27 protein-coding genes and 1 pseudogene are annotated in these 26,794 nt (G+C 63.8%); 11 read left to right on the forward strand and 17 right to left on the reverse strand.

The window, feature by feature from the left end:
- Positions 1-21: 21 nt before the first annotated feature.
- The 4 genes and pseudogenes from AB4Y42_RS12000 to AB4Y42_RS12015 all read left to right on the forward strand — a co-directional run bounded on the left by AB4Y42_RS12000 (position 22) and on the right by AB4Y42_RS12015 (position 4,110).
- Positions 22-786: an SDR family oxidoreductase gene (locus tag AB4Y42_RS12000; protein ID WP_368694280.1), complete on the forward strand. Its 765-nt coding sequence runs from the start codon at positions 22-24 to the stop codon at positions 784-786.
- A gap of 67 nt (positions 787-853) precedes the next feature.
- Positions 854-2,092, forward strand: coding sequence for an acyl-CoA dehydrogenase family protein (locus AB4Y42_RS12005; protein ID WP_368694281.1), 1,239 nt, complete (start codon positions 854-856; stop codon positions 2,090-2,092).
- An 879-nt stretch (positions 2,093-2,971) separates the two neighbouring features.
- Positions 2,972-3,463: pseudogene (locus AB4Y42_RS12010) on the forward strand (LysR substrate-binding domain-containing protein); the annotation flags it as partial.
- A gap of 203 nt (positions 3,464-3,666) precedes the next feature.
- Positions 3,667-4,110: a hypothetical protein gene (locus tag AB4Y42_RS12015; RefSeq protein WP_368688817.1), complete on the forward strand. Its 444-nt coding sequence runs from the start codon at positions 3,667-3,669 to the stop codon at positions 4,108-4,110.
- A gap of 125 nt (positions 4,111-4,235) precedes the next feature.
- On the opposite strand, the gene AB4Y42_RS12020 is transcribed toward AB4Y42_RS12015, so the two are convergent.
- From AB4Y42_RS12020 to AB4Y42_RS12030, 3 genes are all read right to left on the reverse strand, one after another.
- Complete coding sequence (locus AB4Y42_RS12020; RefSeq protein ID WP_368688818.1) at positions 4,236-4,823, reverse strand: YSC84-related protein; 588 nt, start codon at positions 4,821-4,823, stop codon at positions 4,236-4,238.
- A gap of 266 nt (positions 4,824-5,089) precedes the next feature.
- Positions 5,090-5,461: a DoxX family protein gene (locus tag AB4Y42_RS12025; protein WP_368694282.1), complete on the reverse strand. Its 372-nt coding sequence runs from the start codon at positions 5,459-5,461 to the stop codon at positions 5,090-5,092.
- Positions 5,462-5,540: 79 nt separating this feature from the next.
- Positions 5,541-6,413: an NmrA family NAD(P)-binding protein gene (locus AB4Y42_RS12030; RefSeq protein WP_368694283.1), complete on the reverse strand. Its 873-nt coding sequence runs from the start codon at positions 6,411-6,413 to the stop codon at positions 5,541-5,543.
- A gap of 167 nt (positions 6,414-6,580) precedes the next feature.
- Between AB4Y42_RS12030 and AB4Y42_RS12035 the strand changes: the two genes are divergently transcribed.
- Both AB4Y42_RS12035 and AB4Y42_RS12040 read left to right on the forward strand, forming a co-directional pair.
- Positions 6,581-7,000 (forward strand): winged helix-turn-helix transcriptional regulator, encoded by a 420-nt coding sequence (locus AB4Y42_RS12035; RefSeq protein WP_368694284.1) that lies wholly within the window; start codon positions 6,581-6,583, stop codon positions 6,998-7,000.
- 236 nt (positions 7,001-7,236) lie between these two features.
- Entirely contained in the window at positions 7,237-7,653 is a 417-nt protein-coding gene (locus AB4Y42_RS12040) for a response regulator (RefSeq protein ID WP_368688822.1), read from the forward strand.
- A 93-nt stretch (positions 7,654-7,746) separates the two neighbouring features.
- Here AB4Y42_RS12040 and rpsU read toward each other — a convergent pair whose 3' ends face one another.
- The 4 genes from rpsU to AB4Y42_RS12060 all read right to left on the reverse strand — a co-directional run bounded on the left by rpsU (position 7,747) and on the right by AB4Y42_RS12060 (position 9,550).
- On the reverse strand, positions 7,747-7,959 hold the full coding sequence (gene rpsU, locus AB4Y42_RS12045; RefSeq protein WP_158761989.1) for a 30S ribosomal protein S21: 213 nt from the start codon (positions 7,957-7,959) through the stop codon (positions 7,747-7,749).
- Positions 7,960-8,064: 105 nt separating this feature from the next.
- Positions 8,065-8,331 carry a translation initiation factor IF-1 gene (gene infA / locus AB4Y42_RS12050; RefSeq protein WP_342922662.1) on the reverse strand — a complete coding sequence of 89 codons (267 nt, stop codon included), beginning with the start codon at positions 8,329-8,331 and terminating at the stop codon, positions 8,065-8,067.
- Positions 8,332-8,843: 512 nt separating this feature from the next.
- A complete protein-coding gene (locus AB4Y42_RS12055) occupies positions 8,844-9,068 on the reverse strand; it encodes a hypothetical protein (RefSeq protein WP_368694528.1) in 225 nt (74 codons plus the stop codon).
- Positions 9,069-9,346: 278 nt separating this feature from the next.
- Entirely contained in the window at positions 9,347-9,550 is a 204-nt protein-coding gene (locus AB4Y42_RS12060) for a cold-shock protein (RefSeq protein WP_368688823.1), read from the reverse strand.
- A 442-nt stretch (positions 9,551-9,992) separates the two neighbouring features.
- On the opposite strand from AB4Y42_RS12060, the gene AB4Y42_RS12065 reads away from it, so the two are divergent.
- A complete protein-coding gene (locus AB4Y42_RS12065; protein ID WP_368688824.1) occupies positions 9,993-10,391 on the forward strand; it encodes a hypothetical protein in 399 nt (132 codons plus the stop codon).
- A 403-nt stretch (positions 10,392-10,794) separates the two neighbouring features.
- On the opposite strand, the gene AB4Y42_RS12070 is transcribed toward AB4Y42_RS12065, so the two are convergent.
- Positions 10,795-11,691: a LysR family transcriptional regulator gene (locus AB4Y42_RS12070; protein ID WP_368694285.1), complete on the reverse strand. Its 897-nt coding sequence runs from the start codon at positions 11,689-11,691 to the stop codon at positions 10,795-10,797.
- An 84-nt stretch (positions 11,692-11,775) separates the two neighbouring features.
- Between AB4Y42_RS12070 and AB4Y42_RS12075 the strand changes: the two genes are divergently transcribed.
- Positions 11,776-12,552: an NAD(P)H-dependent oxidoreductase gene (locus AB4Y42_RS12075; protein WP_368688826.1), complete on the forward strand. Its 777-nt coding sequence runs from the start codon at positions 11,776-11,778 to the stop codon at positions 12,550-12,552.
- A 51-nt stretch (positions 12,553-12,603) separates the two neighbouring features.
- Here AB4Y42_RS12075 and AB4Y42_RS12080 read toward each other — a convergent pair whose 3' ends face one another.
- From AB4Y42_RS12080 to AB4Y42_RS12115, 8 genes are all read right to left on the reverse strand, one after another.
- Complete coding sequence (locus AB4Y42_RS12080; RefSeq protein WP_368688827.1) at positions 12,604-12,993, reverse strand: hypothetical protein; 390 nt, start codon at positions 12,991-12,993, stop codon at positions 12,604-12,606.
- 36 nt (positions 12,994-13,029) lie between these two features.
- On the reverse strand, positions 13,030-13,962 hold the full coding sequence (locus tag AB4Y42_RS12085; protein ID WP_368694529.1) for a hypothetical protein: 933 nt from the start codon (positions 13,960-13,962) through the stop codon (positions 13,030-13,032).
- 133 nt (positions 13,963-14,095) lie between these two features.
- A complete protein-coding gene (locus AB4Y42_RS12090) occupies positions 14,096-14,476 on the reverse strand; it encodes a potassium channel family protein (RefSeq protein ID WP_368694286.1) in 381 nt (126 codons plus the stop codon).
- Complete coding sequence (locus AB4Y42_RS12095) at positions 14,473-15,513, reverse strand: DUF2955 domain-containing protein (RefSeq protein ID WP_368694287.1); 1,041 nt, start codon at positions 15,511-15,513, stop codon at positions 14,473-14,475. Before AB4Y42_RS12095 ends, AB4Y42_RS12090 begins: the two co-directional genes overlap by 4 nt.
- Positions 15,514-15,522: 9 nt before the next feature.
- Complete coding sequence (locus AB4Y42_RS12100; protein ID WP_368694288.1) at positions 15,523-16,641, reverse strand: HlyD family secretion protein; 1,119 nt, start codon at positions 16,639-16,641, stop codon at positions 15,523-15,525.
- Positions 16,638-18,167 (reverse strand): TolC family protein, encoded by a 1,530-nt coding sequence (locus tag AB4Y42_RS12105; protein ID WP_368689075.1) that lies wholly within the window; start codon positions 18,165-18,167, stop codon positions 16,638-16,640. Before AB4Y42_RS12105 ends, AB4Y42_RS12100 begins: the two co-directional genes overlap by 4 nt.
- A gap of 64 nt (positions 18,168-18,231) precedes the next feature.
- The gene (locus AB4Y42_RS12110) at positions 18,232-19,338 is read right to left on the reverse strand and encodes an AI-2E family transporter (RefSeq protein ID WP_368694530.1); all 1,107 of its coding nucleotides are present in this window, start codon (positions 19,336-19,338) and stop codon (positions 18,232-18,234) included.
- A gap of 344 nt (positions 19,339-19,682) precedes the next feature.
- Positions 19,683-20,042, reverse strand: a complete 360-nt coding sequence (locus AB4Y42_RS12115) for a hypothetical protein (RefSeq protein ID WP_368688832.1) — start codon at positions 20,040-20,042, stop codon at positions 19,683-19,685.
- 498 nt (positions 20,043-20,540) lie between these two features.
- On the opposite strand from AB4Y42_RS12115, the gene AB4Y42_RS12120 reads away from it, so the two are divergent.
- Both AB4Y42_RS12120 and AB4Y42_RS12125 read left to right on the forward strand, forming a co-directional pair.
- On the forward strand, positions 20,541-21,275 hold the full coding sequence (locus AB4Y42_RS12120) for a type IV pili methyl-accepting chemotaxis transducer N-terminal domain-containing protein (protein WP_368694289.1): 735 nt from the start codon (positions 20,541-20,543) through the stop codon (positions 21,273-21,275).
- Positions 21,276-21,298: 23 nt separating this feature from the next.
- A complete protein-coding gene (locus AB4Y42_RS12125) occupies positions 21,299-22,693 on the forward strand; it encodes an MFS transporter (RefSeq protein ID WP_368694290.1) in 1,395 nt (464 codons plus the stop codon).
- 59 nt (positions 22,694-22,752) lie between these two features.
- On the opposite strand, the gene cobA is transcribed toward AB4Y42_RS12125, so the two are convergent.
- Complete coding sequence (cobA, locus tag AB4Y42_RS12130) at positions 22,753-23,547, reverse strand: uroporphyrinogen-III C-methyltransferase (RefSeq protein ID WP_368694531.1); 795 nt, start codon at positions 23,545-23,547, stop codon at positions 22,753-22,755.
- A 629-nt stretch (positions 23,548-24,176) separates the two neighbouring features.
- On the opposite strand from cobA, the gene nirB reads away from it, so the two are divergent.
- Positions 24,177-26,768 carry a nitrite reductase large subunit NirB gene (gene nirB, locus AB4Y42_RS12135; RefSeq protein ID WP_368694532.1) on the forward strand — a complete coding sequence of 864 codons (2,592 nt, stop codon included), beginning with the start codon at positions 24,177-24,179 and terminating at the stop codon, positions 26,766-26,768.
- Positions 26,769-26,794 lie beyond the last annotated feature (26 nt).

Below are 26,794 nucleotides of genomic sequence, written 5' to 3' on the forward strand. Positions count from 1 at the left end.
GACTACATTGAGGAGACAGTTGTGACTACTGATTTGTTCGATCTGGGCGGAAAGATTGCATTGGTCACCGGCGCGAGCCGTGGCATCGGCGAAGAGATCGCGAAGCTGCTCGCGGAACAGGGCGCCCATGTGATCGTGTCGAGCCGCAAGCTCGACGACTGCGAGACCGTGGCGCGCAGCATCCGGGAAGCGGGCGGCAGCGCCGAGGCGTATCCGTGCCACGTGGGGCGTCTCGACGACATTCAAGGCGTTTTCCAGCACGTCCGCTCGAAACATGGCCGGCTGGACATCCTCGTGAACAACGCGGCGGCGAATCCGTATTTCGGCCACATTCTCGACACCGATCTGTCGTCGTTCGAAAAGACGGTGGAGGTCAACCTGCGTGGCTACTTCTTCATGTCGGTCGAGGCGGGCAAGCTGATGCGCGAGCACGGCGGCGGTGCGATCGTCAATACGGCTTCCGTCAATGCGCTGCAGCCCGGCGACAAGCAGGGCATCTACTCGATCACTAAGGCCGCCGTGGTCAACATGACGCGGGCATTTGCCAAGGAGTGCGGACCGTTCGGCATCCGCGTGAACGCGCTGCTGCCGGGCCTCACCAAGACGAAATTCGCCGGGGCCCTGTTCGAAGACCAGGCCCTGTACGAAAGCTGGATGACGAAGATTCCGCTGCGCCGCCATGCGGAGCCGCGCGAGATGGCCGGCACCGTGCTCTATCTCGTCTCCGACGCGGCGAGCTACACCAACGGCGAGTGCATCGTCGTCGACGGTGGCCTGACGATTTGACGATGGGATCGGCGCGTTATCGACCCACGCGCCGCACGACATTCACCACGATTCAAGGAAGAGCAAGATGGACTTTGCCTATAGCTCGAAAGTCGAAGCGCTGCGCACGCAGTTGCGCGCGTTCATGGACGCGCATATCGTGCCGCGCATCCACCAATGGCACGAAGAAGTGAGCGCGGGGCAGTATCCCGTTTCCTTCATGGAAGACCTGAAGGAGAAGGCGCGTGCGGTAGGCCTCTGGAACCTGTTCCTGCCGCATCTGCGCGACGACGAGCCGGGCACGCGTCTGACCAATCTCGAGTACGCGCCGCTGGCCGAGATCATGGGGCGCGTGTCGTGGGCCTCCGAGGTGTTTAATTGCAATGCGCCGGACACGGGCAACATGGAACTGCTCCATATGTTCGCCACGCCCGCGCAGCGCACGAAGTGGCTCGAGCCGCTGCTCGACGGCAAGATCCGTTCGGCGTTTGCGATGACGGAGCCGGCAGTGGCGTCGTCGGACGCGACCAATATCACCACGTCGATTCGACTCGACGGCGACGACTATGTGATCGACGGCCGCAAATGGTTCATCACGAACGCGGCGCACCCGAACTGCCAGTTGTTCATCGTCATGGGCAAAACCGACCCGGACGCGCCCGCGCACCGTCAGCAAAGCATGATTCTCGTGCCTCGCGATACGCCGGGCGTGACGATCATCCGCAATATCACGGTGGTCAACCACACGGCGCCCGAAGGCCACTGCGAGATCGAATTCAAGGGTGTGCGCGTGCCGCGCTCGAACCTGCTCGGCGAAGAAGGCAGCGGTTTCGCGCTCGCCCAGGCGCGTCTCGGACCGGGCCGCATTCACCATTGCATGCGTTCGATTGGCGCCGCCGAACTGGCGCTCGAACTGATGATCGAGCGCGCACAGGCGCGCACGGCGTTCGGCAAGAAGCTCTATCAGCACGGCTCCGTTGGCGAGTGGATTGCGAAGTCGCGTATCGAAATCGATCAGGCAAGGCTCTTCGTGCTGAAGGCGGCCTGGATGATCGACAACGTGGGTGCGAAGGAGGCGCGCAAGGAAATCGCCATGATCAAGGCGCTCGTGCCGGGCGTGCACACCGCCGTATGCGAGCGCGCGATCCAGACCTTCGGCGCGATGGGGCTGAGCCCCGACACGCCGCTGGCGGACAGCTGGACCTGGGGGCGTGCATTGAAGTTCGCCGATGGCCCGGACGAGGTGCATCTCCAGAGCATTGCGCGCATGGAGATCAAGGCGCGGCCCTATGAGCCGGGCCATGAGAGTCCTTACCTGACGCGTTAGCGAGCCGTTCCGGCTTCTGTCGACCAGTTCGCACACGCACCAGCATGCGCAGCAGCTCCCGACGGATTCCCCGTTATTGGCAGGGCTGTACCTGGCCGTCATGGGGTGGGAAATCGTCTCGTGCGCACTCTCGAGCGTACGTAGGCAAGCCGACGCACGTTCACTGGGCAACCATGCTGTTTGTCCTGTTATGCCACGGTGCCGGGGCGTCGTCGCCTGACCGCCTCACAGGTCAGCGATGACGGAGTCCCTTGCCGCAATGCCGGGCTTGAAAGGTTCGCCTGCCGTGCTTTTCCGACATGGGAATCTGCAATGCCGGATTCGGTGCATGAAGTGTCGTGCCTGAAAATTGTCTCCGTTCAGGGCCTCATGTTCGGCGGGGTCACGCGCTCACTTGCGAGCGATCTGCGCCACCATTTGACAAGTTGAACAAAAGCATTCCATAGACTAGAGTGGTCCGTAGCCTCTATCTTCAGACATTTTTCTGCTCCACAACACGCATAGTGGACAACGGGCGTTCTCGTCGTCGATCACGGTGATCCATGACAAACGCGCTAATGGCATCCATCGAGAGCCCGTTCCAGGGGACTCGATTTTTTATCGATCTTCGCAGTCGTCGAGTTTTCGCTGTGACGCACATTCGTCGAATGCGTGTCGGCGTTCATGCCGGCGTTGGTGCATAAGCCGATCACGGGCGCGCACGCTTACCGATGGATTCGCGGCTTGCTCTGCGCTACAGATAAAACGATCAGTAGTGCCATGCTATTTTTACTCGTTTCTGCTTCAAAATGAATTTTGAGGCGGCTACGACCGGGTATCTCGTCACGATTCACGAAATATGCGGCAAGGGGATCGCCATGTACTCCACATGGAAGGTAGGAACGGGCGCTGGAGTCGGGCGAGGCCGATCTGGCTATTGGCTATGTGCCCTGGCTAAGTGGCGGCATCTACCAGCAGCAGCTTTATCAACAGGATTGGGTATGTCTGACGAACCGGCACCATCCGCGCGTTCGCGCGCGGCTCGGTTTGAAGCAGTACCGCGCGGCGGGGCATGTCGCCATCGAATCGGGCACGGGTGCGCAACTGCTCGAACAGGCGCTGGCGCGCGAGCGGATCGAGCGTGACGTCGTGCTGCAGCTGCCCGGTTTCCTGGGACTCGGCACGATCGTCAAGACGACCGATCTGATCGCTACGCTGCCTCGTCACATTGGCGAAATCCTCGCGCAGGCCAACGATCTGGCAGTACATTCGTGCCCGGTCCCCGTGGATGGTTTCGCAGTCCGGCAACATTGGCATGCCCGGTATCATCACGAGGCCGGGAATCGCTGGTTGCGTGGTGTGGTCCTCCAGCTGTTCGGAGTCTCGCCGTGAGAATGACACTAAGGCGCCGTGCGCCATTTCACGGACAATACGACCGTTGTACCTCTGCAACCAGCTGCCGATACTGGTTTGCGAATGGCAGCAAGCCAACCTGCAGACGCACGGAATAATCCGGCTAGCGAACTGTTCTAATAAGCACCTGATACCCGGTCGCGACAGATGCTTTGAGTCCGACAACACCCGCGGAGACGTTCATGGCGACAAAAATGTGGAGCTTGTTTCGCTGGATTCCCAGGCAGCACGCACTCACCGCGGTGGAGGAAAAGCTCATGTCGCATAACGGGGCAGCGCTGTGGGTGTTTGACCTTGAACAGTCCTATCGGCCGGGGCAGGCAATTTCCGGTAATGCCTGGTTAGTGGCCTACGATCTCGACCGAACTGCCGAAACCAACATCAAAAATCGTCAGCATGTCGATTTTGAGTCGGAAGACTTCCGTGGGGAAGCCGCTCATCCGGCAGATATCATCGTCAAGGAAAACGAGAAGGGTGCGTATGGTATCGGGCGAATGCGCCAGAGCACCACGAAATTTCACGTTACCGCCCGGTTCGCCACGAAGAAGGAGGTCGCCAGGGCGCTCGGCCTGAAAGAGGTGGAAGTTGCCGATGGTTATCGTCCGGGCAGGACCTGGCCGACGTGAGCTTCCAGGCGAACGCCTGGAGTCGAGCCGACATTGGGATTCAAGAGCATGCGAGGGAGACGGGCTATCCGTGCGTATTTCAACTACCTGCAGCACGGATTGCCCGCGCCGGGGCGAGACTCACTTCAGATTTTCAGTCGCGAAATCTTGGCGCCGGACAGTGACACGTCGCCCATCAATCCGGCGTTGGTCATCACAATGGCTTGAACCGGCGCGGTAGCCGTAGTCGTATCAATCTGGCCATTCGCTCCGACCTTCACCAGCGCAACCGATCCTTCGCCACCGACCGACCAGCCTTTCGAGTTGCGGAAGCTGTTAAGCGCATCGTGCGTCATGAACAGAAAGATGACAGCCTTGGATTGCGCACCTGCCTGCAAGCCGAATGAGGCCGCCGCCGTGCTGTAGTAGCCGACACTTTTCCCGCCTATCCGCAAAGCGCCCTGGCCGTATTCTCCCCCGGCGACGAAACCAGCCTTGATGACAGACGGGAATACGAGTACGCCATTCGCCTTGCCGACGAGTTCCTTTGAGCCACTGACTGTCTCGAACAGCCGCGACAGTGTTTCATTGACCTTTGCGTCGATTTCGTGGCGCTTTGCTGCATTGGACTCTGCGGCAACGGCCGCAGTCACCGGCGCCCAGAAACTGGTCAACGACAGTCCCGTGATCGTTAGCGTTGCGGCACCTGTCTTCAAAACAGAACGTCTGTGCATGATCACCTCCATCAAGGGTTAAGGTCGAATTCACACAGGAAAGTGAGGCGAGGATTGTGGCGCCGCAGGCGAAGCCTTTTCGTCTGGCGATACGGCAATCCAGATCGATTTGACCGGGCACCCAGTGCGTGGTCGTGCCAACAATATTTGGCAGACTCGCGGGTTGCGCAATAGGACTTAGGTCCAATAGGGTGATGGCAGCCTTTCGCAGAGGCTGGTAAACGCACTTACAGCATGCTGTGTAGCTCTTGAAGGCCGCGTAAGGTTTAGGCCTGAGCCAAAGAACCGGTAGCGAGCCGCTCGTGCCAGGCAATCCAGCCGACGACAATCGATAGTGTCGCCGCGACAAGTGGCGCCACCGCGTGTTCGTATTCGCCGTGCACTGCGACGGTTGCCAGCGCAGCCAACATCACGGTGCAGCCGAGCGCCGCGCCCCACAGCCTCGTCCGTGCTCGCGCGAGCAGAAGGGCCGTCATGAGTTCCAGCGGACCAGTCACGAAATGGAACCAGTGCGGATATCCCCACTTCAGGTATTCCTCAAAGATGGATCGCGGGGCGACGATGTTGCTGAGCGATCCGACGACGAAAAGCGCGGCAAGAACCAAAGGTAATATCTGGCGCCAGGAAATCTTGGACATGCGTTCTACCTTCTCTGTTGAGTGCGCAGCGGAGGACCGGTGCGGCCGTCTGTTCGACGAGACGGCCGATCTTCGTTGTTCATGCCGTAGTGGCCTTGTGGGCCGCCGCAAAGACATCACGAAGAGACGTCGTGCCCGCGATGTGCTCCGTACCCGCGACGCCGAGATCCATCCAGCCCGCGTTGACGGCATCGAACATCGCTTCCGCGGGTCCAGTCTGTCCCTTCGGGACGCCGAACTGTTCGAACGCTGCAGGCCACCCGGCCCGCGGGATGGGAATGGCCTTGACGTCACGCTGCAAGACTTCGCCCAGTTGGGCCGCGACTTCATCGGCGCTGACCATCGAGCCAAGCTCGACGACGCGATGCCCGGACCACGCCGGCCCGGTCAGCAGCGTCGTCACCCCGGCGCCGATATCGTCGGTCGCGACCATGGTCGACTTCCGGCTCGTCGGGTTGTAGTAGACGGGTAGCGTGCCGCCCTGGGCGACGTGCAGGCCGTAAAGGAAGTTTTCGAAAAACCCGCCGGCTCGCACATAGGCGATCGGCAGCGTCAGGTGGCGCAGTCCTTGCTCCAGAAGCGACAGGGCCGTGATCAGTCCCAGCCCGCTGGTTCTGTTTGCCCCCATCGACGACAGCACAACCACCCGCGGCGGCGCTGCCCTGGTCAGCGCCTCGACATAGGTCGCGATCACGCTCTTTGCTTCCCTGAAATCAGGCGAGGGTGCCCAGACAGCCGGCAGCATGACGAATGCGCCGTCGACCCCTTCGAGCGCCCTCTCTACGGCGGCTGCATCATTCCAGTCTCCGTCGATGAGTTCCACACCTTGATCCGCCCAATTCGTCGCCTTCTCGCGATTGCGGACCAGCGCTCGTACTTTCCGGCCTTGCGCCAACAGATGTTTGGCCGTTGCGCCGCCTGCGCGTCCCGTAATTCCCATTACCAAAAGCATGTATTTCTCCTGAAATTGGAATTGCCCCTAACGCCAACACTTCTGCGGCTGCGGTTGCGGCTAACTGAGGAGCGGTCTTCGTTTGAGGGCAGGTCTATCATAGAGACCGATGCCTCGCGCCGGAAGGAGGCAGTTTTTTGTTACCAGAAGAGTCAAGGGGAACCCGAATGAGCACCGCCCAGAATGCGATCGAGAGATTCAGCCGATATCAACGTGAACTGGCCGACGCCCAGGCCGCACACTGCGCGATTCGTGACGTGCTCGACCGCATCGGCGATAAATGGAGCATGCTTATGATCATGGAGCTCGCGACGCGATCGCAGCGCTTCAGTGAACTTCACCGGGCCATCCCGGACATTTCCAAGCGCATGCTTACCCAGACACTGCGCGATCTGGAGCGCGACGGACTCATCACCCGTCATGTTTTTCCCACCAGCCCACCAAGCGTCGAATATCGTCTGGCTCCGCTAGGCCAATCCCTGTTGGACCCAATGGCGGCCCTCATCGATTGGGCCGATCGTCGTTATCCCGACATCCATGCCGCGCGCGTGCGCTTTGACGGCGCATCCGGTGATGGCCCGCGCTAGATGCCCAGTCCGATGTGGGGTTGGTGGCGAAAGGCTGAGGCGGCCAGTTGATGTCCTGCTGTGCAGATGGCGCGGAAGGTCGGGCGGGAATGAAAAATGCTTCACAGCCAACTTTCGCAGATGCACGCTGAAAAAACGCGTGCTTTTGACAGACAAACGAACCAGACCTTCGAAACGACAGCCAGACGCTACTGCGTGCATAGGAAGCCGATGGTATGCACTTAAGGACACGCGAGTTGGCTTTTGCACCGGTGGTTCAGGATCGTCCTGAAACGCAAAAGCAGGGGCGGTACGTGGCCACGATATTGCTGGTAGAGGACGATGCGCGCATGCTCGATGCCCTGGTCTGGCTAATCGAGTCCGAAGGCCATCGGGTGGCTCAGGCACACAATGGCGCAGAAGCGCTGGCGCTCGCGCGTTCGCAACCGCCAGAACTAGTCGTCACCGATTACATGATGCCTCTCATGAATGGTCTCGAACTGGCCAGAGCCCTCGCTGACGACCCCCGGCTTTCGATGGTCCCGGTCGTGCTCATCTCGGCCATCGTGGAGCCGCCTGACCCGGGTGCATTTCGGGCCTTTCTGCGCAAGCCTTTCGCCGCGTCCCGGCTCCTCGACCTGATCAACAAGAGTGTCGCCGGGCCACACGACTAGCACCAGGACCGGCGTGCCATTCCCTGCCTGGCCTCGGCAGCCTCCCATGCGGAGAACGAGCGGAGGTTACGCGGGATGCCCGGCAGTTCCCGGTCAGTACCGCTTTTTCGGCGGCAACGACCGTTTGATCTGCTTGCGCAGGCGTGCCACAGCAGCGGCCTTTTTGCGCTTGCGTACTGCGGTAGGCTTTTCATAGGCCGTCCGGGCACGAAGCTCCGGAATCAGGCCGGTGCGCTCGATCGCGCGACGGAAACGGCGTAACGCAACGTCCACGGGTTCGTCGGGTTTCAGAATTACGGTAGTCACTATTTTCCCTGGTTGAGATCCGCCAGCAATGGCGAATCGTGATGTGGAAGTGCACGCAACGGCGTCACAGGTATGGATCCCAGCCGACGGTCGCGTATCGCGCCATCAACGACGGCGAAATGCGGTTCTTTGCGTTGCGGGACCGCTTCGCTCATCCTTGTGCCGGAAATTGATTCGTCCTTTCGTCAGGTCGTACACCGAGAGTTCCAGCGTCACCCGGTCGCCCGCAAGGATGCGAATGTGATTCTTGCGAATGCGACCGGATGCGTACGCCCCTACAACCACGCCATTGTCAAGCGTGACGCGGTAACGGCTGTCTGGCAGCACTTCGTCAACGATACCGTCGAGTTCCAGCAGTTCTTCTTTGGCCATTCAAGATTCCTGATCATTTGGCGGGACATGGATTCGGACGCCGCATTGCCGAAGACGTCGCGAGCGTTGATCGACAAGCGCTCGCGCGGCAATGGGGAGCATGAAAATTACTGGGCTGCCCTTGCGTCCCGGAAGTCATGGGCACCACCCTGTCCGGGCGGCGAGTCAGGTACGCGAGGGGATGGGTCAGACGCGGCGGCTCGCAATACCAGACCGATGCGCGTCGGGGCGTGCAGTCCAGCGAGCACGGTTATCGCTGGACGATCAATCAAAGCAGGACTCGCGACTCACCAACACGCGTCTTGTCGGCGCTGTGCGAAGCGAACTCGTCCTGTATTGTAACCGAAGGCCGCTATCTACCCGCCGCGATCGGCGAGGCCACGGGAAAGGGTGTCGTCAGCGACGCGTGCCGAAGATGCGCAGTTCGGCTTCCCGCGTAATGTTTGGGCGCGTTTGCTGCACCCGTCCTGGCGCTTCGGGTGCGTTGAGTGTTTCGAACTGAGGCGTCGTCTTTAGCCGCGCGTGTCGACCCAGTTGCGTGCCCACTGGGTCGAGTGCTGCAACGCTTGCTCTTCACTCTTGAAGTAATCGAGCGAATAGAACCAGTAGCGGGCTTCGGCTCGCTCGCCGTCGATGAGTTCGAGCAACAGGTTGGATGAAAAGCTGCCATCGGGCAAACGATGCGCCGAGGATTGGACGGCATAGCCGTTGTAATGTTGAATTCGTTTGTTCTGCATTTTAATTTTAATGATATTTGCGCGCGCATATGCCGTGCGAATAGCGCACGGGCGCGCCGATTCAAGGCCATTCGAGCCGAATGCTTCAGCAGTCGAAAAGCGAAAAAAGGGCGTTAAAGCCTGAGGGGAGAATGAGGCGCAACGAGGCGTATGGCGCTGGCACGCTGCTGAATAAACAGATGCCAATCAGGAGAAATCGCGCCAACTGTGGGAGACAAAGCTCCGCGAGGGTTTCGCTGCAGCCCGGCGTCCGTCTGAGGAGGCCGGGCCCTTCAACTTTACAGCGGCTTGATGTTAGCCGCTTGCAGCCCCTTCGGGCCTTGCTTCGTTTCGTAGCTCACCTTCTGGTTTTCAGCCAGCGTCTTGAAGCCTTCGCTCCTGATTTCGGAGAAATGAGCGAACAGGTCGTCACCGCCCTTGTCCGGGGTGATGAAGCCAAAGCCTTTGCTGTCGTTGAACCACTTAACGGTGCCGGTATCCATAAAGAATCCTTGAGAAAGAAATGCGGGAATTTGCTCTATTGAAGAGCGCGTGAAGCTTCAAGGAGGGAGAGGACAACGAATACCGCGGAGGAGCGATCAATTGATGAACAGCAATCGAACTTCTTGAACTTCGACCAGAACAGTACCTCGCCGGATGGTCCAGCGTCAATACTTATCTTGTAACTGTTTCACCAGACTGCCCGTTTTGCAGGCGAAGCGATGCGGCCCTACCTTGCTGCACCCCTTGCCTGGTATGGCATTGCGCACAGGTCAGACAGGCTTGGGGCAGGCATGGGCCGGTGTTCTACGAGGCCCGTTCTGACCACGGTCGCCTCGTGGGCCGGCGCAGTGCTCGTCTGCTGGCTTGGCCTGACGTTTGTCATGACGCGCGATCCTCCGCGTAGCGCGACCCTGATCGGCGCTCTTTTCATGGGCGCCGGAATTGCTGTCATGCACTATTCCGGCACTGCTCCAGACCAGTGAGTTGCGGTCCAGGGCGGAGCAGGAGGTCGCCATCGATCCGTTCTTCTTCTTGAGCGCGCAACGCGATGGCGGCGCCGTAACGGACTTCATTTTCGATTACGCCAATCCCGCTGCGCTTCGTTTCTGGAAGCTCGCCGAGGCGGACATCCCTGGCAGCAGCTTCAAGCAAGCGGCGTTGATGTCGCTGTGGAACATCGACGGGGCGTCAATCCGGGCCATACATGACACCACGCACCATAAACACGCCGCATTCAACGCATTGAAAGTGCGGTTCGCCGTCCAGCCCGTGTCCATACGACCTGAACCGACATACGTGAGTCCTGCCTTTCCATCTCCTTTCACGCGCAGCCGGTGCTGACGCGCGCCGGCTGCGCGTCAGCGTTGCTGGTCTGCTGGCATCCGCGTGCCACATTCATTCGCTCCAGAGTTCGCCCTTGCTTGACCAGGGAAGCCTTTAACCCCTATGACGGCCAGAATGCGCTTTGACTTGTCAATTCGCTGTAGCGAGCTTAGGGGATGATTCTTAAGGCTTCCTTATCTTGCTGTCATGACAATGCCCCCTGGCTGCCGCCTTTGGCACAACGGCGGGGCTCTCGCACAATCCAGCGGATCACTCGCTGATGCCGTTGACATGCAGGCTGACGCGAGCGCCTACGCGACAGGTTTGCCAGCAGTTTCGCGCGGCCCGGTTTTCAAGCGCCGCTCTGCATGACTGAGCGACATCGTGCTGTTCTCACCCGGCGTCTGGCCGTCGCACGCAGTTACACAGCGAGGGCGATCTGCTCGCGCAGCCAGCGATGCGCGGGGTCGCGATGGGAGCGCTCGTGCCAGAGCATGCACATTTCGTAGCCGGGTACCTCGACGGGCGGTTCGAACATGCGCAGCGCCGCGCTTTCGCGCACGAGTCGCCACGGCAGCATCGCCACGAGGTCGCTGCGTTCGAGTACTGAAATGACGAAAAGGAAATGCGGAACGGAGAGCACGACGCGCCGCGTGAGTCCGGCTTGTGAAAGCATTTCGTCGGTGATGCCGCGAAATCCGCCGCCATCGGGCGAGACGATCACGTGTTCGAGAGCGCAGAACTGCTTGATGCTCGGCCGGCGCTTTAGGCGCGGATGGTCCGCGCGGCCCGCGAGTACGTAGCGCTCGGTGAAGAGCGCGCGGCGGCGCAGGTTCTCGGGGGCGTCGCTGGTGGCATGGAACGCCAGATCGATTTCGCCCTGCGCCGCCTGCTTCGCAACGCGCGCAGGCGCGAGTTCGACCACGGCCAGGCGCGTATGCGGCGCGGCCTCGCGTAAGCCACGCAGCGCCGGCAGCGCGATGGTGGACTCGCCATAGTCGCTTGCAGCCACGCACCAGGTATCGCGGGCGATGGCCGGATCGAACGAGCTCTCGGGCGCGATAGCCCGCTCGAGCGATTCCAGCGCCTCGCGCAGGGGCTCGCGCAACGCCAGCGCGCGCGCCGTGGGCTGCATGCCGCGTGGGCCAGGCAGCAGCAGTGGATCGCCCAATATCTCGCGCAACTTCCCGAGATGCACACTAACCGAGGGCTGCGAGAAGTTCAGGCGGCGCGCCGCGCGTGTGACGTTGTGCTCGGCAAGCAGCACGTCGAGCGTGACGAGCAGGTTGAGATCGAGGCTGCGCAAATTAGCAGACATAATGGCTGGTATCTCCGTTATTCATTTCCAATATAGCAGCCGGACAACTAAGCTGGGTTCGTACCCGATCACGGAGCCCACTTCATGAATATCCTGCTCGTCTATGCGCATCCCGAACCGAAGTCGCTCAACGGCGCGCTGAGAGATTTCACCGTGCGGCGTCTCGAGGCGGCGGGTCACGCCGTTCAGGTGTCGGACCTCTATGCCATGAACTGGAAAGCGGCGCTCGACGCGCAGGACAGCGTCGAGCGCCGGAGCGACGCGCCGTTTGACCCGTCACTCGATTCGAAGCACGCTTTCGAGAACGGCCTCCAGGCCGGGGACATCGCGCAGGAGCAGGCGAAGCTCTTGTGGGCCGATACGCTCATCCTGCAGTTTCCGCTCTGGTGGTTCTCCATGCCGGCCATCCTCAAGGGCTGGGTGGAGCGTGTTTTCGCGTACGGCTTCGCCTATGGCGTGGGCGAGCACTCCGACGTGCGCTGGGGAGACCGCTACGGCGAAGGCACGCTGGCCGGCAAGCGCGCGATGCTCGTCGTAACGATGGGCGGCTGGGCGTCGCATTACGGGCCTCGGGGCGTGAACGGCCCGATCGACGACATTCTGTTCCCGATCCATCATGGCGTGCTCTATTACCCGGGCTACGACGTGCTGCCGCCGTTTCTCGTGTATCGCACGGGGCGCATGGACGAGGAGCGTTATGCGCAAACACGCGCCGCGCTCGGCGCTCGGCTCGATGCGCTGGCGCAGACGGAGCCGATCGCGTTTCGCAAGCAGAATGGCGGTGCGTATGAAATCCCGGCGCTCACGCTGCGTGAAGACGTTGCGCCGGAACTCACGGGGTTTGCCGCGCACGTTGCGTAAGCGGCTGGGGTGGCGCTTGTGGGCGCCGCGTGCAATCGGAAAACGATCGCCCTAGCGCCCCATGCGCCGGTCGTAGCTGCTCACGACCCGGTGTATCAACGTGGGGTCGCGCGCGTCGGCGGTATCGAACTTCACGACCACGCTGCCGTCGGGTTGCTGGCGCACGTTCGCCGTCACGGTGCCGCCGTCGAGCGTCCCCGCAATCGTGCCCGTGCCGGGGTCCTGCACGGTGATCGCGAGTCCCTCGTCGCGCATGGCGCCCGCCGCGGCGGCGAATGAGCGGTCGTAGCTGGCGGGCGTCATGACCACGGTGCCGGGTGGCGCGGCGTAGTAGGGACATCCCGCCAATGACAGCAGGCAGGCACAAACGCCGGCGAGCACGAGCCGCCTCGATGCGGAACCTGCCGTTGAACGTAATTGACGCTCACCTATCGGACTCATCGTAATTCTCCTCACGCGCATCCATCGTTCGAATTCCTAAAAGCTGACCGCCAGGCCGAACGACACGCCGCGCACGTTGTGGCCAAACACATAGCGCACCATCGCGCGCGTACGGGTGATGATGACGGGATACGCGCTGCTGTCGAGTTCCAGGCCCACGCCCAGCGAGGTGAGTTCGTTGAAGCCGAGCACCCCGGCGCTGTCGCCGAAGTAATGCGAGTAGGCGAACTCCAGTACGTAGCGCACCGGCTTGTCCAGCGCATGCCAGCCCGTTGGCGCGCGCCAGCGCGTCCAGAGGCTCACTTGCTGCGCCATGGCGGAACCTTGAACGGCTTCCGAACTCCCGCCGAAGCTGCGCAGGTAGATATCGGTAGCGCGCAGTTCCGCATCGATCTCGTAGTTTTCGCGGTAGTGCTCATAGTCGAGCATGAGCGAGCCGCCGTAGCCATACGCGTCCAGATAGCCGTTATTGAGGAACTGGAGATTGCTGTCCGTGACATGGTTGAACAACGTTTGTCCGACGCGCAGATCGCTGGAAACACGCCCGATCGTGCCGTTGATGATCGGGCGAAACACGAGTTCGTTGGTGATGCGGAAGTCCCAGCCAAGCCCCACCGTGCCGCTGAAGGTATTCCACCTCGTGGGCAGCGCCCGTGTCTCGGCGCCGTCGGTCGCGATGAACGTCGGGTCGTAGCGGCTATAAGCGAGCGTGCCTTCCATGTACAACGGAAACGTCCGGCTCAGCGTGAAGCCGCCGCCGAGCTGTGTTTGCCCGAAGCCCGGATTGCCGGTGGTGCCGTTGTTGATCGAAAGCGAACTGGTGGTGACGTCCGGCACGGTGGTGTAGGTCATGATGGACAGCACGGCGTCCGCATGCTGCTTGATGTTGCCGCCGATCACGGTCTGGTTCGACAGCTGGCCCGGTACGTTCTGCGCGTGCGCTTGCCACGGCAGCACGGCGGCGAGCATCGCCGCGCCAGTTTTCACCAGCGCGATGCGCAGTTGCAGCCAACGGACGGTGGTGTTCGTCATGTTCGATCCTGCCGGGTCCCGATGCCCGATGGGGTCTGAGTACACCTGCTCGAATAGGCTTGAAGCCGTCTCACGCCCGATTGCGCGCATGGCGTGAGGCCTCCTGTACGCCGCGCACGGCGGCGGCGACGATCAATCCGGTAAACACGAGGCCGATCAGTCCGAGCAGCACCGCGTCGATACGGCCGAACGTGGTGGTCGGCACGACATCGCCGTAACCGATCGTCAGTGCCGTGATCGCGCAGAAGTACGCGGTCTCGCCCATCGGCGAAGGGGTGCGGTTCAGCGTCTCCACGGCGCCGCCGAAATAGAACATGCCAATCGTCAGGATGACGAATATCAGTAGCAGGCCGCCCAGAAGCAGGCGCATGTACCAGATGGTCCGGCCCGATTCCAGCAGGATTTCGCGTGCTTTCGGGGCATGGTCCGCGCTCGTAGATGCATTGTTCATGGCGTATTCCTCTTGAGCGCGGCACGCTGTGCGAAACGCTCGACTATCTGCAGCATCAGGCATGCGTAGGCGGTGACGGCAAGAAAGAGCGCCATGCGCACGGCGAATGCGCGGTACACGTCCTTGCCTGCCAAGCTGTCCTGGACCGACTGACCCAGCAGAATGATCATCGTGACGAGACTATTCAGCCAGAAGCCGGGCGAGTAACGCGTGGGACGGATGCGATAAAGCTTGCGCGCCACGAGCAGGCCGAATAGCAGCATCCAGAGATAGAACATCCAGATGTTCACGAAGAGCCTGAGCGCAAACCAGAACGCGACGGCGAGCAGTCCGCCGAGCGCCGTGGAGCCGAGCAGCTCACGCGCCGCGCCGCGTGCCGACGTGGTGCAGGTTTGCCTGCCGAGGCTCACGGACTTCATGATGATCGGCATGTAGCTCGCGGGGTCGTTCATCGCCAGCAGCCAGGCGGGCATGACCACGAGCGCGGCCTGCAAGGCGATGCGCGACGCTGCGTCCGGCGGCAGGACGCGCGCGGCGGGTTTGGCGCCCGCACCCGCGGCGCCCGGCTCGGGAAAGAGCGCGTGACTCAAGACCGAGACGAGCACGGCGAGCAGCAGTCCCTTGACGAGCGCGCCGACCACTGTGGCGGCGAGTTGCTGGTCGGCCACGCCTGCTGCGCTGATCATCGTGAGGCCGGCCGCGAGGAACGTCGCGACGAGATTGTTGCCGCCGCGCAGGCCGCCGCGAAACGCCAGGAAGAGGCACAGGCCGACGAGCAGCACGCCCGCGAACGCGTAATAGCGCAACACGGGGACGAGCAGCAGGCCGCTGCCTGTCGTGAGCGCGACGACCAGGGCGAGCGCGAACGCCGCCTTGAGCGAAAGCGGCCGGTTCTGCGTTGCCAGCAGAAAGACGGCGAGCACCGGCGCGATCACCGGAATCGGAAAATCGAGTGCGAAGCTGATCGCAAGCGTGAGCGCCGTGCCCGTGGCAACGCGTAGCGCGCGGCGGCCGGGAATCGATGGGCTCGTTTGCATGGGCGCCGCTCAGTAGAGGAAGGAGAGCCAGCTCATCACGCGCAGAAACACGCGACCGAGCGGATTGAGCGGGTTGCCTGCGCTCGGAAACGCCATCACTTCGGCTTGCCCTCCCACGCGGACGTTGCGCAGCCGTGCGCGCTCGTCGCTGTCGAACTCGACGATCACGGGAAAGCGTTGCGCGGGACGCAGCCAGTCGCGGCTGTTCTGCACGGTGGGAAGGGTGCCGGGCGGCGTGCTCTGCCCGACACTCACGCCATAGCCGATGCTGCGGATGCGTCCCGCGAACACTTCGCCCGGCAGCGCGTCCAGCGCGATGGCGACGGGCGTGCCCGCATGGAGCCGGCCCAAATTGTTCTCCGTCATGTCAGCGCTGACCCAGACATCGTGAATGGCGATGAGCGTCATGACCGGATTGCCCGCGGCCGCGAACTGGCCGACTTCGGTGCGCAGGTCGGTGATGACGCCGGCCGAGCGCGCGCGAATGCGCGTGTTGGCGAAATCGAGTTCGGCCTTTTCGAGCGCGCCCGCGGCGCTGCGCAACTGGGCGTTCTCCGCCTCGTTGCCGCCTTGCTGTTCGCGCGCCCGTTCGACCTCGGCCCGGGCCGCTTCGACCTGGCTTTGCGCCTGCTCGTGCGTGGCGCGCGCCACTTCGAGCCGCCGCAGCGAGACCGTGCCCTCGTCTTCGCGGTACAGCCGTTCGAGCCGGTCGCTGTCCTGGCGCGCCTTGACCTCGTTGGCGAGCGCCGCGCGCAATGACGCTTGCGCCGAATCGATGCCGGCGGTGCTCGCACCGATCTGCCGGCGTGTGGATTCGAGGTCGGCGCGCGCGCGGTCGGCGGCAATGCGGTATTGCTCACTGTCGATTTCGAACAGCACGTCGCCCGCGCCGACCTCCTGGTTGTTGTGTACGAGCACGCGCGTCACGCGGCCCGACACTTCCGCGGCTACGGGCACGACGTAGGCCGCGATGCGCGCCTGCTGCGTATAAGGCGTGAAGCGATCGGCGAGCAGGTACCAGATCAGGCTGATGACGATCAGGACGACGATCCACTTGAGCGCCTTGCCCGAGGAGTCGGAAGCGGGCGGCGCCTCGCGCGGGCTCGAAGGTTCGGACGCGCTGCTCATCGTGTCGGCCCCTCCGGTTGATTGCCAGGGTTCTGCGCGGCAGCGGGCGCCGCCGGTTCGTCGAGCAGGTCGCCCCAGTCCGTGCGTCGTTGCATCTGGGCTCGGGTCGCCGGATCGATGAACGGCTGATCGAGCTCCCAGCCGCCGTCCACGGCCTTGTACAGCGCAATCAGGCTGCTCACGGCGTTGCCGCGATTGACGACGAACGCGTCCTGCTGCGCGGAGAGTGCGCGCTGCGCGTCGAGCACGCGCTGGAAGTCCGAGTACCCTTCGCGGTAGATCGTATTGGCGAGCGTGAGCGAGCGCTGCGCCGCGCCTTGCGCGTCGTGCAGGATCGTATCGCGCTGCAGCGCCGCGTTCAGCGCCGTTGCGGCGTCGTCGGCCTCGCGCGCCGCGTCGCGCACGGTGTCCTGATATGCGACGATCAATTGCTGCAGGCGGGCATCCTGCACGCGCACGTTGTTCGTGATGAGGCCGTGATCGAACAGGTTCCATGTGATGCTCGGCCCGCCCGCCACGCCAAGCGTGCTCGGCGCGCCCGCAAGCGAACTGGCGCTCCAGGCGAGCGAGCCGACCAGCGAAATGGACGGATACAGGTCGGCCTTCGCCACGCCGATCAACGCCGACTGCGCGGCCATCTGCTGCTCCGCGGCGCGCACGTCCGGCCGGCGCAGCAACAGCTTCGCGGGCACATCCTGCAGTACGGCGCGGTCGATGAGCGGGACGAAACCCGCCTTGGCCGGCTGCACGTCGAGTTCCGGCAGCGGGCCGGGCGGGCGCCCGAGCAGCACGCTAAGCGCGTGGCGCGCCACTGCGATCTGGCTTTCGAACACGGGAATGCTGCTCAGCGTGCCGAGATACTGGGTTTTCGCTTGCTGGAGATCGAGCTCGTCGGTTTCGCCGCTCTTGAAGAGCTTCTGCGTGATCTCGTAGCTGCGCTTTTGCAGCTGCGCGTTTTCACGCGCAATGCGCAGGCGCGCTTCGGTCGTGCGCAGCGTGAAATAAGTGTCCGCGACCTGCGCGTGAATGAGCACGAGCGCGTCTTCGCGGTTGTCCTGGGCGGCGAAGAACGAGGCGTCGGCCGATTCGATCGCGCGGCTGAAGCGTCCCCAGAAGTCCAGTTCCCAGCCGATGCTGAAGCCAAGCCCGTATTGGAAGTACGCACCCGAACGCGGGTCGAAACCGTCGTGGCGCTTGCGCGCCGAGGCCAGCACGTCGGCGTTGGCCTGCTGGACCTGCGGGTAACGCCCCGCGAGCGCGATGCCGAGCTGGGCGCGCGCCTCGATTACGCGCAAGGCGGCGATCTTCAGGTCGCCGTTGTTCGCGTCGGTCGCGGCAATCAGCTGCTCGAGATTTTCGTCTCCGAATACGCGCCACCATTGCCGCGCGTCGGGTTGCGCGTTGGCTTGTGCCGCGATCGACGTGACCTGCTCGATCGACGCGCTGCTCCAGTGCTCGCTCCAGCTTTCGCGTTGCGGCTGAAAGTCGGGGCCCACGCGCATGCAGGCGCCCAGCAGCGTGCTCAGGCAGCAGGCGCGGAGCGGGAGCCAGTAAGGGCGCTCGCGGAGGATCACCGGGCGGCCTCGCGGCTCAAGCCTGCTGTTCTTCTCGTGCGCGTTCGGATTGCGGCTGGTCTTTCACCCAGCGCCAGAACAGTTGGTAGCCGACGGCGAGCATCACCGGACCGATGAACAGGCCGATCACGCCGCCCGTGACCATGCCGCCAATCGCGCCGATCAGCACCACGGGCATCGGCACCGCCACGCCGCGGCCAAGCAGCAGCGGCTTGAGCACGTTGTCGGCGAGACCGGCAACGAACTCGTACACGGAGAACACGATGGTCGCCGTACTCACGCCCTGTGTCATGATCACGAAGATGATGACGGGCACGGTGACGAGCGTGGCGGGCAGCTGCATGATGCCGATCAGTAGCACGGCCAGCGCGAGCAGGCCAGCGCCGGGAATGCCCATCACGATGAAGCCGACGCCGATCAACACCATCTGGATGAACGCGATGCCCACCACGCCCTGGGCGACGGCGCGAATCGTGGCGGTGCAAAGGTCGGCGATCTGCGGGCCGTTTTCCGGGCCGGAAACGCGCGACGCGATCTGCACCGTGCTGCGATAGCCCGTCTCGCCGTGGGCCATGAGAATGCCTGCAATGATCAGGGATGCGAAGAAAATCAGCAGCGCAGCGCCGAGTCCGGTGATCGTGCCGAGCAGCGCGAGGCCGGCCGCCTTCAGTTGCGGCGCGAACCGCTGCACGAGCCCGGTGATGTCGGTCGATGCCTGCATCCAGAAGTCGTATACGCGCTGACCGACGATCGGCCAGTGAGCGATCGAGTCGGCGGGAGGCGGGATATGAAACGTGCCGCCCTTCGCGACGCTCATGGCATGCTCGATCGAATCGGCCACGGCGACACCGAGCAGCCACGTGGGCGCGAGGATCACGGCGAACGCCACGAGAATGATGAGCGTGGCGATGAGTCCATCCTTATGAGGGAAGCTGCGCTGCAGCTTCATTTGCAGCGGATATAGCGTGACCGCGAGAATCACGGACCAGACCATGAGGTCGAGGAACGGGGCAAAGATGCGAAAGCAAAACATTGCCAGGACGGCAATGAGCGCGGCGCGGATCAGGACATCGAGCAAATCCCGGGACTGCGCCTTCGGCGTTGATCTAGTGGGCAGCAGCATCGTCTGTGTCTCCTCGCAGGCCTCGGCGCGCAACCCAGCCACGCCCAGGCTCCTATCGCGTTCCGGCGAGGACCGCCGGAACTCCAGGTAGTACGAGAAACTGTGCGCCGACGTTGCGCTTCTTCCTGGCGTGACCCCGTGACAGGGAGAGCACCACTCCATGATGTTTGCAGTCGCCTGTGAGTGGTGCGGCGCGCGTCGTCGAATTGAGTCTATTACACGCACTGAAAAGGGACAATGAACGCGCGGGCCGCCTTGCACCAGCGAGAAATGTGGTTAGCAGTGCGCTGAAAATGGCGTCGTGCGCGGGCTGCGATTCTGATTCTGATTCTTGTTTGCAGGCTTCAATGTCCCGGACCACTCGAAGGCACGCAACTGAGAATGAGCCGATCGCCGTTGCCCGCACCGGGAGCCAGTGCAGCGTTGTGGAATTCATGACCGCCGCAGCGCCACTCGGCGAGATAGTCATTGCGACAGCCGCCCGATTGCGCGGCGACCATCGACACCGGATAGCTGCAGGTTCGCAAACCGTCGCAGTGCGCGGCGAGATCGCGCGTGACGTTGCCGTGTGGCGCGCCGCAGTTGCTGCCGTAGGTGCCGGAGACGATGGCGATCGTCGCTTCATTCGCGGCGCCCGCCGCCGACGAGATGACGAGGCCGACGGCGCTCCACGCGAGTGCGAGGGCGATTGCGGCTGGCTTCATGGTGGACCTCCCAGGCCGGCGTTGCGCATGCGCGCTGGTGCGGCCCCACCCATCCATGTTTATAGAGTAGTGCGGTCGCGCCGAAGGGCAAGACGGTGCCCGGCGATGGTGCGGGGCTTCGCTGCAGTGCACCAGCAGCAGTCACCTGAAGCACACGATTGGTGGCGCGCAGCCGGTCACCGTTGCGCGGGCTACGCGCGCTGCGTGAACCGTGAAACCCGCGCCAGCCGGGCGTTGCGCGGGGCGCGCGAGCCGCCTGCGGATCGGGTGGCACACCTATTGCTTTATCGCTACCGGGGCCAATGACGGCTCCAACGAATTGCATCATCGTCCCGCCATGCGCGGGAACAGTCGATCGTGCGGGGCAACGGCGTCCCGAAGCAGCACTCCACGGCACAGCGTGCGTGGCGGGTGCGCTTCGGGACGCTTTTTTTTATGCGCGTCGCGCAATCGCCGTGGTCTGACGAACCCTTGGCGACGCGCTTTGCACAACTAAAGATGACCATGCGGGAAACGATACCTGACATCTCTGCGGAAATCGTCGGCGAGCTCATCAATCTGGCCGGGCGTCAGCGCATGCTCTCGCAGCGCGTGGTCCTGCATGCGCTGCTCGGCTTGCGCGGCGACGCCGCCGCGCTCGTCGTCGCGCGCGCATGCCTCGACACGTTTGCGGCCTCGCACGCACGGCTGGTGGAGGGCGACGATCATTTTCCCGGCGTGTTCTCGACGGCGTTGCGCGAACTCTATTTCGGCGCACGCAAGGCCGACGAACGCATTCGTGCGTTCACGCAGCTCGCCGCGCACGCATGCGCGTGCCTCGAGCGCTCAGTCCATGCCGGGGCGGCCGATAGCGGGTGCGAGGCCGCCTTGACGGAACTCACCGCTGCCGCCACGCCGCTGCTCGACCTGCTGCAGGCGCTGACCCAGGCGTACCAGGACGAATTGCGCAGCGTGGAAGCCGCGGCGGCGAAGCGCCAGGCCGGCATCGTCGATGAACTCGCCGCCATTTCGCTGCGCGCGAACATCGTCGCGCTCAATGCACGGGTGGCGGCCGCCCGCGCCGGCCAGTTCGGCCGCGAATTCGCGGTGATCACGGCGGAGCTGGCGCACGTGATAGGTGAAATGGACCGGCTCGTGCAGGGCGTGGTCGGCAAGCCCGAACCGCGCAACAGCGCGCCCGAAAGACATTCTGGATTCCGAAATCAACGGATGCATGCCCGCCTGGCGGGTTGAGATCCACTACTGGAGAGAACCACGTGAAAGACCTGGTAAGTTCGCTCAAGAGCGGTAACTGGCGCGCGCTGATCGCGTGTTTCCTGTATTTCGACACCGGCTTCACGGTGTGGGTGATGTTCGGGCCGCTCGCGCCGTTCATCCAGAAGGACATTGCGATGACGCCGGCCGAACTGGGCCTGCTCGTAGCCGTGCCCGTGCTCGGCGCGGCGATTCTGCGCGTCACGCTCGGCAATCTCTATCAGGCCTACGACGGCCGCCGTGTCGCGCTGATGGGCATCGCGCTTTCCGCCATCCCCGCCGCCGTGCTGCTGATGCTGCCGGGTACGCCGTCCTATACCTTGCTGCTCGTGCTCGGCGTGCTGCTCGGCGTGGGCGGCGCGAGCTTCGCCGTGGCGCTGCCGATGGCGGGCAGCAACTATCCGCCGAAGGTGCAGGGCCTCGTGCTCGGCCTCGCCGCGGCCGGCAATATTGGCGCCGTGCTCGACGGCTTCCTGTTTCCGGGCCTCGCCAGCCACTATGGATGGGCGCGCGCCACGGGCGCGGCGCTGCCGCTGCTCGCGCTCGCCGCGACGGCCGTGACCTTCTGGGCCCGCGATCTCGGCCAGAAGTCCGGCAGCGCGCCGCAGGCATTGCGCTCGTTCGGCATCACGCTCGCCGGCTTGATCGCGCTCGTGCTGGCCGTGCATGCCGGCTTGTTCGGCGCGGGCAAGACCGGCGTGCTGCTGCTGCCGGTGCTGGGCGCGCTGCTCGCCATAGGCGTGTTGCCGCGCCACTACCGTGCGGTGCTGACTGAAGGCGACACGTGGGTCGTGATGCTCGTGTACAGCATCACGTTCGGCGGCTTCGTCGGCATGTCGTCCTATGTCTCGACGCTGCTGATTTCGCTCTACCAGGTGCCGAAGCTCGAAGCCGGCGTGGTGATGTCGCTGCTCGCGCTGACCGGCGCGATGGTGCGCCCGCTCGGCGGCCTGATCGCGGATCGCATCTCGGGCGTGCGCGCACTCGTGGTGCTGCTTGCCGCGATCTCAGTGTGCGACTTCGCGTTCGCGCTGTGGATGCCGCCGTTCGCTGCCGGCATTGCGCTGCTCGCGTTCACCTACGTGTGCTTCGGACTCGGCAACGGCGCGACGTTCCAGCTCGTGCCGCGCCGCTGGCAGGGCCGCACCGGGCTGATGTCGGGCATCATCGGCGCCGCGGGCGGGATCGGCGGCTTCTATCTGCCGGTCATCATGGGCATCGCCAAGGAGAGCACCGGCAGCTACCAGATGGGTTTCGCGACGTTCGGCGTGATCGCGGCGGCTGCATTCGGACTCGTGGTGCTGCATCGCGCACGCTGGCTCGAATGGGCGCTGCCCCAGGAGCCGGCGATCGCAACGGCCGTCGTGCAGGGCGCTCAGGCGAGCGCAAGCAACTAAAGACCTAGCTAGTGAGCAGGATGCGGCCCCCGCGCGCAAGCGACGGGCCGCTAACGCGTTTACGCGCGGCGACGCAGGTCATCCACACCCGCTTCGCGCGAATGCACGCCAAACGAGTCAGGCGAAATGGCGAACGAAGCCGCCTCGCCAATCGCGTCGCCCACGAGGATGATGGCAGGGCTGCCAAGGCCTGCTGCACGCGCGTGTGCCGCGATCGTGCCGAGCGTGCCCGTGACGCGCCGCTCGTTCGCGCTGCCCGCCCACTGCACCACGGCGGCGGGCGTCGCCGTGGGGAGCGCGCCCACGAGCGTTGCGCACAGCGACTCGATGCGGCTCATGCCCATATAGATGGCGAGCGTCATGCCCGTCGCGGCGAGCGCCTGCCAGTCCGGTTCGCTGTGGTCGCGCAAGTGCGCAGTCACGAAGATCACGCCCTGGCAATGGTCGCGATGCGTGAGCGACACGCCGAGTCCCGCCGCTGCCGCGAACGCCGAAGACACGCCGTTCACGATTTCCACCGTCACGCCCGCACGGCGCAACGCCGCGAGTTCTTCCCCGGCGCGGCCGAACAGCAGCGCGTCGCCGCCTTTCACGCGCACCACGTGCAAGCCGCGGCGCGCGTAGCGCTGCATCAGCCGCTCGATGAAGGCTTGCGGCGTGGAGCGGCAGCCGCCTCGCTTGCCCACGCGGATCACCCGGGCCTGCGGCGCGAGCGTGACGAGTTCCGGATTCACGAGATCGTCGAGCAGCACGACGTCGGCGCTCGCGAGCACCTTCGCCGCCTTCAGGGTGAGGAGGTCGAGATCGCCCGGACCTGCGCTCACCAGCGTGACCTTGCCTTCGTTGCCCGTCATCATCGTCGTCTTCCTTTGCATTGCGCGCACCCGCATGGGGAGCGCCATAAAACAAATGGCGTCCGCTCGCCGCTTGCGACGAGGGGACGCCATTGTCCGGTGTGCTTGAAAAGAGGCGCGAAGCGCGGCCCCAGGTTGCTTGTCCGGCAACGCTGCCGGGCGCTCAGGTTCACGCAAGTTCCAGACCAACTTGCGCGCGCTCGCGCCGCCCGCCCATAGGCCGGGCGCACCTGGCCGGCCGCCCCCAATTGACAAAGTCGCAACCTGCACGCCCAGGGCGCACAGTCAATGTGCTGCACGGCACCAATCTTGTGCCGGCGTGCATCACGATGCGCGCGCGGGCGTTGTGCCGGACGCCCCGCTCGCCAGCCGCCGAAGTCCGCCGGACGGGCCGTTGCGCGGGATGCGCGCAGATTGGCACAGTGCTTGCGTATTGCTTCGCAGCAAGTGCCACGCGAATCAATGGGGATTCGGCCGCAAGCAGTAGCGCGGCGCACGAGGGTTTCGAATTCAGGGCAACGGCGTCCCCCGAATCTGGCTTCGCGCAAGCTGGAATCGCGGGACGCCTTTTTTATTGGCAGGGGCTCAGCATGGTGCAAGCAGCGAACGAAGTGAACAGCTCGGCCGCGATGGAGATCGTCGTCGTCGGCCATGGCATGGTGGGCCACAAATTTCTCGAGTGCCTCCTTGCGGACGGCGCGCCCAACGCGCGCGTGACCGTGCTCTGCGAGGAGCCGCGTCCCGCCTACGACCGCGTGCACCTCTCCGAATTCTTCGCGGGCAAGTCGGCGGACGATCTCTCGCTCGTGGCGCCCGGCTTCTTCGATCGCGAGAACGTGCGTCTCGTGCTGAACGCGAAGGCGGTGTCGATCGATCGCGAAGCGCGCACCATCGAGGTGTCGAACGGCGAGACGCTTTCGTATGACAAGCTCGTGCTGGCCACCGGCTCCTCGGCGTTCGTGCCGCCCATTGCGGGCAATGATCGCGCCGATTGCTTCGTCTACCGAACCATCGACGATCTCGAAGCGATGCAGGCGCGCGGCGCGCACGCGAAGACGGGCGTGGTGGTGGGCGGCGGCCTGCTCGGTCTCGAATGCGCGAAAGCCTTGCGCGACCTGGGCCTCGAGACGCACGTGGTGGAATTCGCGCCGCGCCTGATGGCGGTGCAAGTCGACGACGACGGCGGCCGCATGCTGCGCGGCAAGATCGAAGAACTCGGCGTGAGCGTGCACACGCAGAAGCACACGCTGGCGATCGTGGACGGCAAGACGGTGGACGGCGCAACGGCCGCCAACCGCATGCAGTTCGCCGACGGCACGCACCTCGACGCCGACATGATCGTGTTCTCGGCCGGCATTCGCCCGCGCGACGAAGTCGCCCGCGCCTGCGGCCTCGAGATCGGCGCGCGCGGCGGCATCGTGATCGACGACCAGTGCCGCACGAGCGACGCGAACATCTACGCCATCGGCGAATGCGCGCTCTGGCACGGGCAGATCTTCGGCCTCGTCGCGCCCGGCTACGACATGGCGCGCATCGCCGCCAGGGCGCTGGCGGGCGAGGCAACCAGCTTCGCGGGCGCCGACATGAGCACCAAGCTCAAGCTGATGGGCGTGGACGTCGCGAGCATCGGCGACGCGCACGGCAAGACGCCCGGCAGCCGTTCCTACCGCTATGCCGACGAGCGCCGCCAGGTCTACAAGAAGATCGTCGTGTCCGATTGCGGCAAGAAGCTGCTCGGCGCGGTGATGGTGGGCGACGCGAGCGAATACGGCACGCTGCTGCAGATGATGCTCAACGGCATCGAGCTGCCCGAGTCGCCCGAATTCATGATCCTGCCGCAGGCCGACGGCAAGGCCAGGCCTGCGATCGGCGTGGAAGCGCTGCCCGACGCCGCACAGATCTGTTCGTGCAACAACGTTTCGAAGGCGCAAATCTGCGCGGCCGTGCAGGATGGCGCGACGACCATCGCCGCGGTGAAGGGGGCATGCAACGCCGGCACGTCGTGCGGCGGCTGCGTGCCGCTCGTCACGCAGATCATGAAGTCGGAGATGAAGCGCCAGGGGCTCGCCGTCAACAATCACCTTTGCGAGCACTTCCATTATTCGCGCCAGGAGCTGTATCACATCGTGCGCGTGGAGGGCATCAAGACCTTCGGCGACCTGCTCGCGAAGCATGGCAAGGGGCTGGGCTGCGATATCTGCAAGCCGGCCGTGGGCGGGATTCTCGCGTCCTGCTGGAACGAATTCGTGCTGAAGAAGGAGCACGCGAGCCTGCAGGATTCGAATGACTACTACCTCGCCAACATTCAGCGCGACGGCACGTATTCGGTGGTGCCGCGCATGCCGGGCGGCGAAGTCACGCCGGAAGGCCTCATCGCCGTGGGGCAGGTGGCGAAGAAGTACGGCCTGTACACGAAGATCACCGGCGGCCAGCGCGTGGACCTCTTTGGTGCGCGCGTCGAGCAGCTGCCTTTCGTCTGGGAAGAGCTGATTGCCGCGGGCTTCGAATCGGGGCACGCATACGGCAAGGCCCTGCGCACGGTGAAGTCGTGCGTGGGCTCGACGTGGTGCCGCTACGGCGTGGGCGACTCGGTGGGCTTCGCGATCGAACTCGAGAACCGCTACAAGGGTCTGCGCGCACCGCACAAGATCAAGTTCGGTGTCTCGGGCTGCACGCGCGAATGCGCGGAGGCACAAGGCAAGGACGTCGGCATCATCGCCACCGAGAAGGGCTGGAACCTCTACGTATGCGGCAACGGCGGCATGAAGCCGCGCCATGCGGAACTGCTCGCTGCCGATCTCGATCAGGCCACGCTGGTGCGCTACGTCGATCGCTTCCTCATGTTCTACGTGCGCACGGCCGACCGCCTGCAGCGCACGAGCGTGTGGCGTGACAACCTCGAAGGCGGCCTCGACTATCTGATCGACGTGGTCGTGCACGACAAGCTGGGCCTCGGGGCCGAACTCGAAGCGGAAATGCAGCTCGTGGTGGACACCTACGAATGCGAATGGAAGAAGGCCGTGACCGATCCCGAAACGCGCCGCCGCTTCCGTCACTTCGTCAACAGCGATGCCGGCGACCAGCACGTCACCTTCATCGAAGAGCGCGGCCAGATTCGCCCGGCTACGCCCGAGGAGCGCACGCAGGTTCCGCAAGCGGCGCCGCAATTCAAGCGACATGAAGCGCTGTCCGGCATTCCCGTCGTCGTCGAAACCGTCTGATTCCCCTTCATCGAACCGAGGAGTAC

The organism is Paraburkholderia sp. EG286B, from assembly GCF_040965655.1.
Classification (GTDB): Bacteria; Pseudomonadota; Gammaproteobacteria; order Burkholderiales; family Burkholderiaceae; genus Paraburkholderia.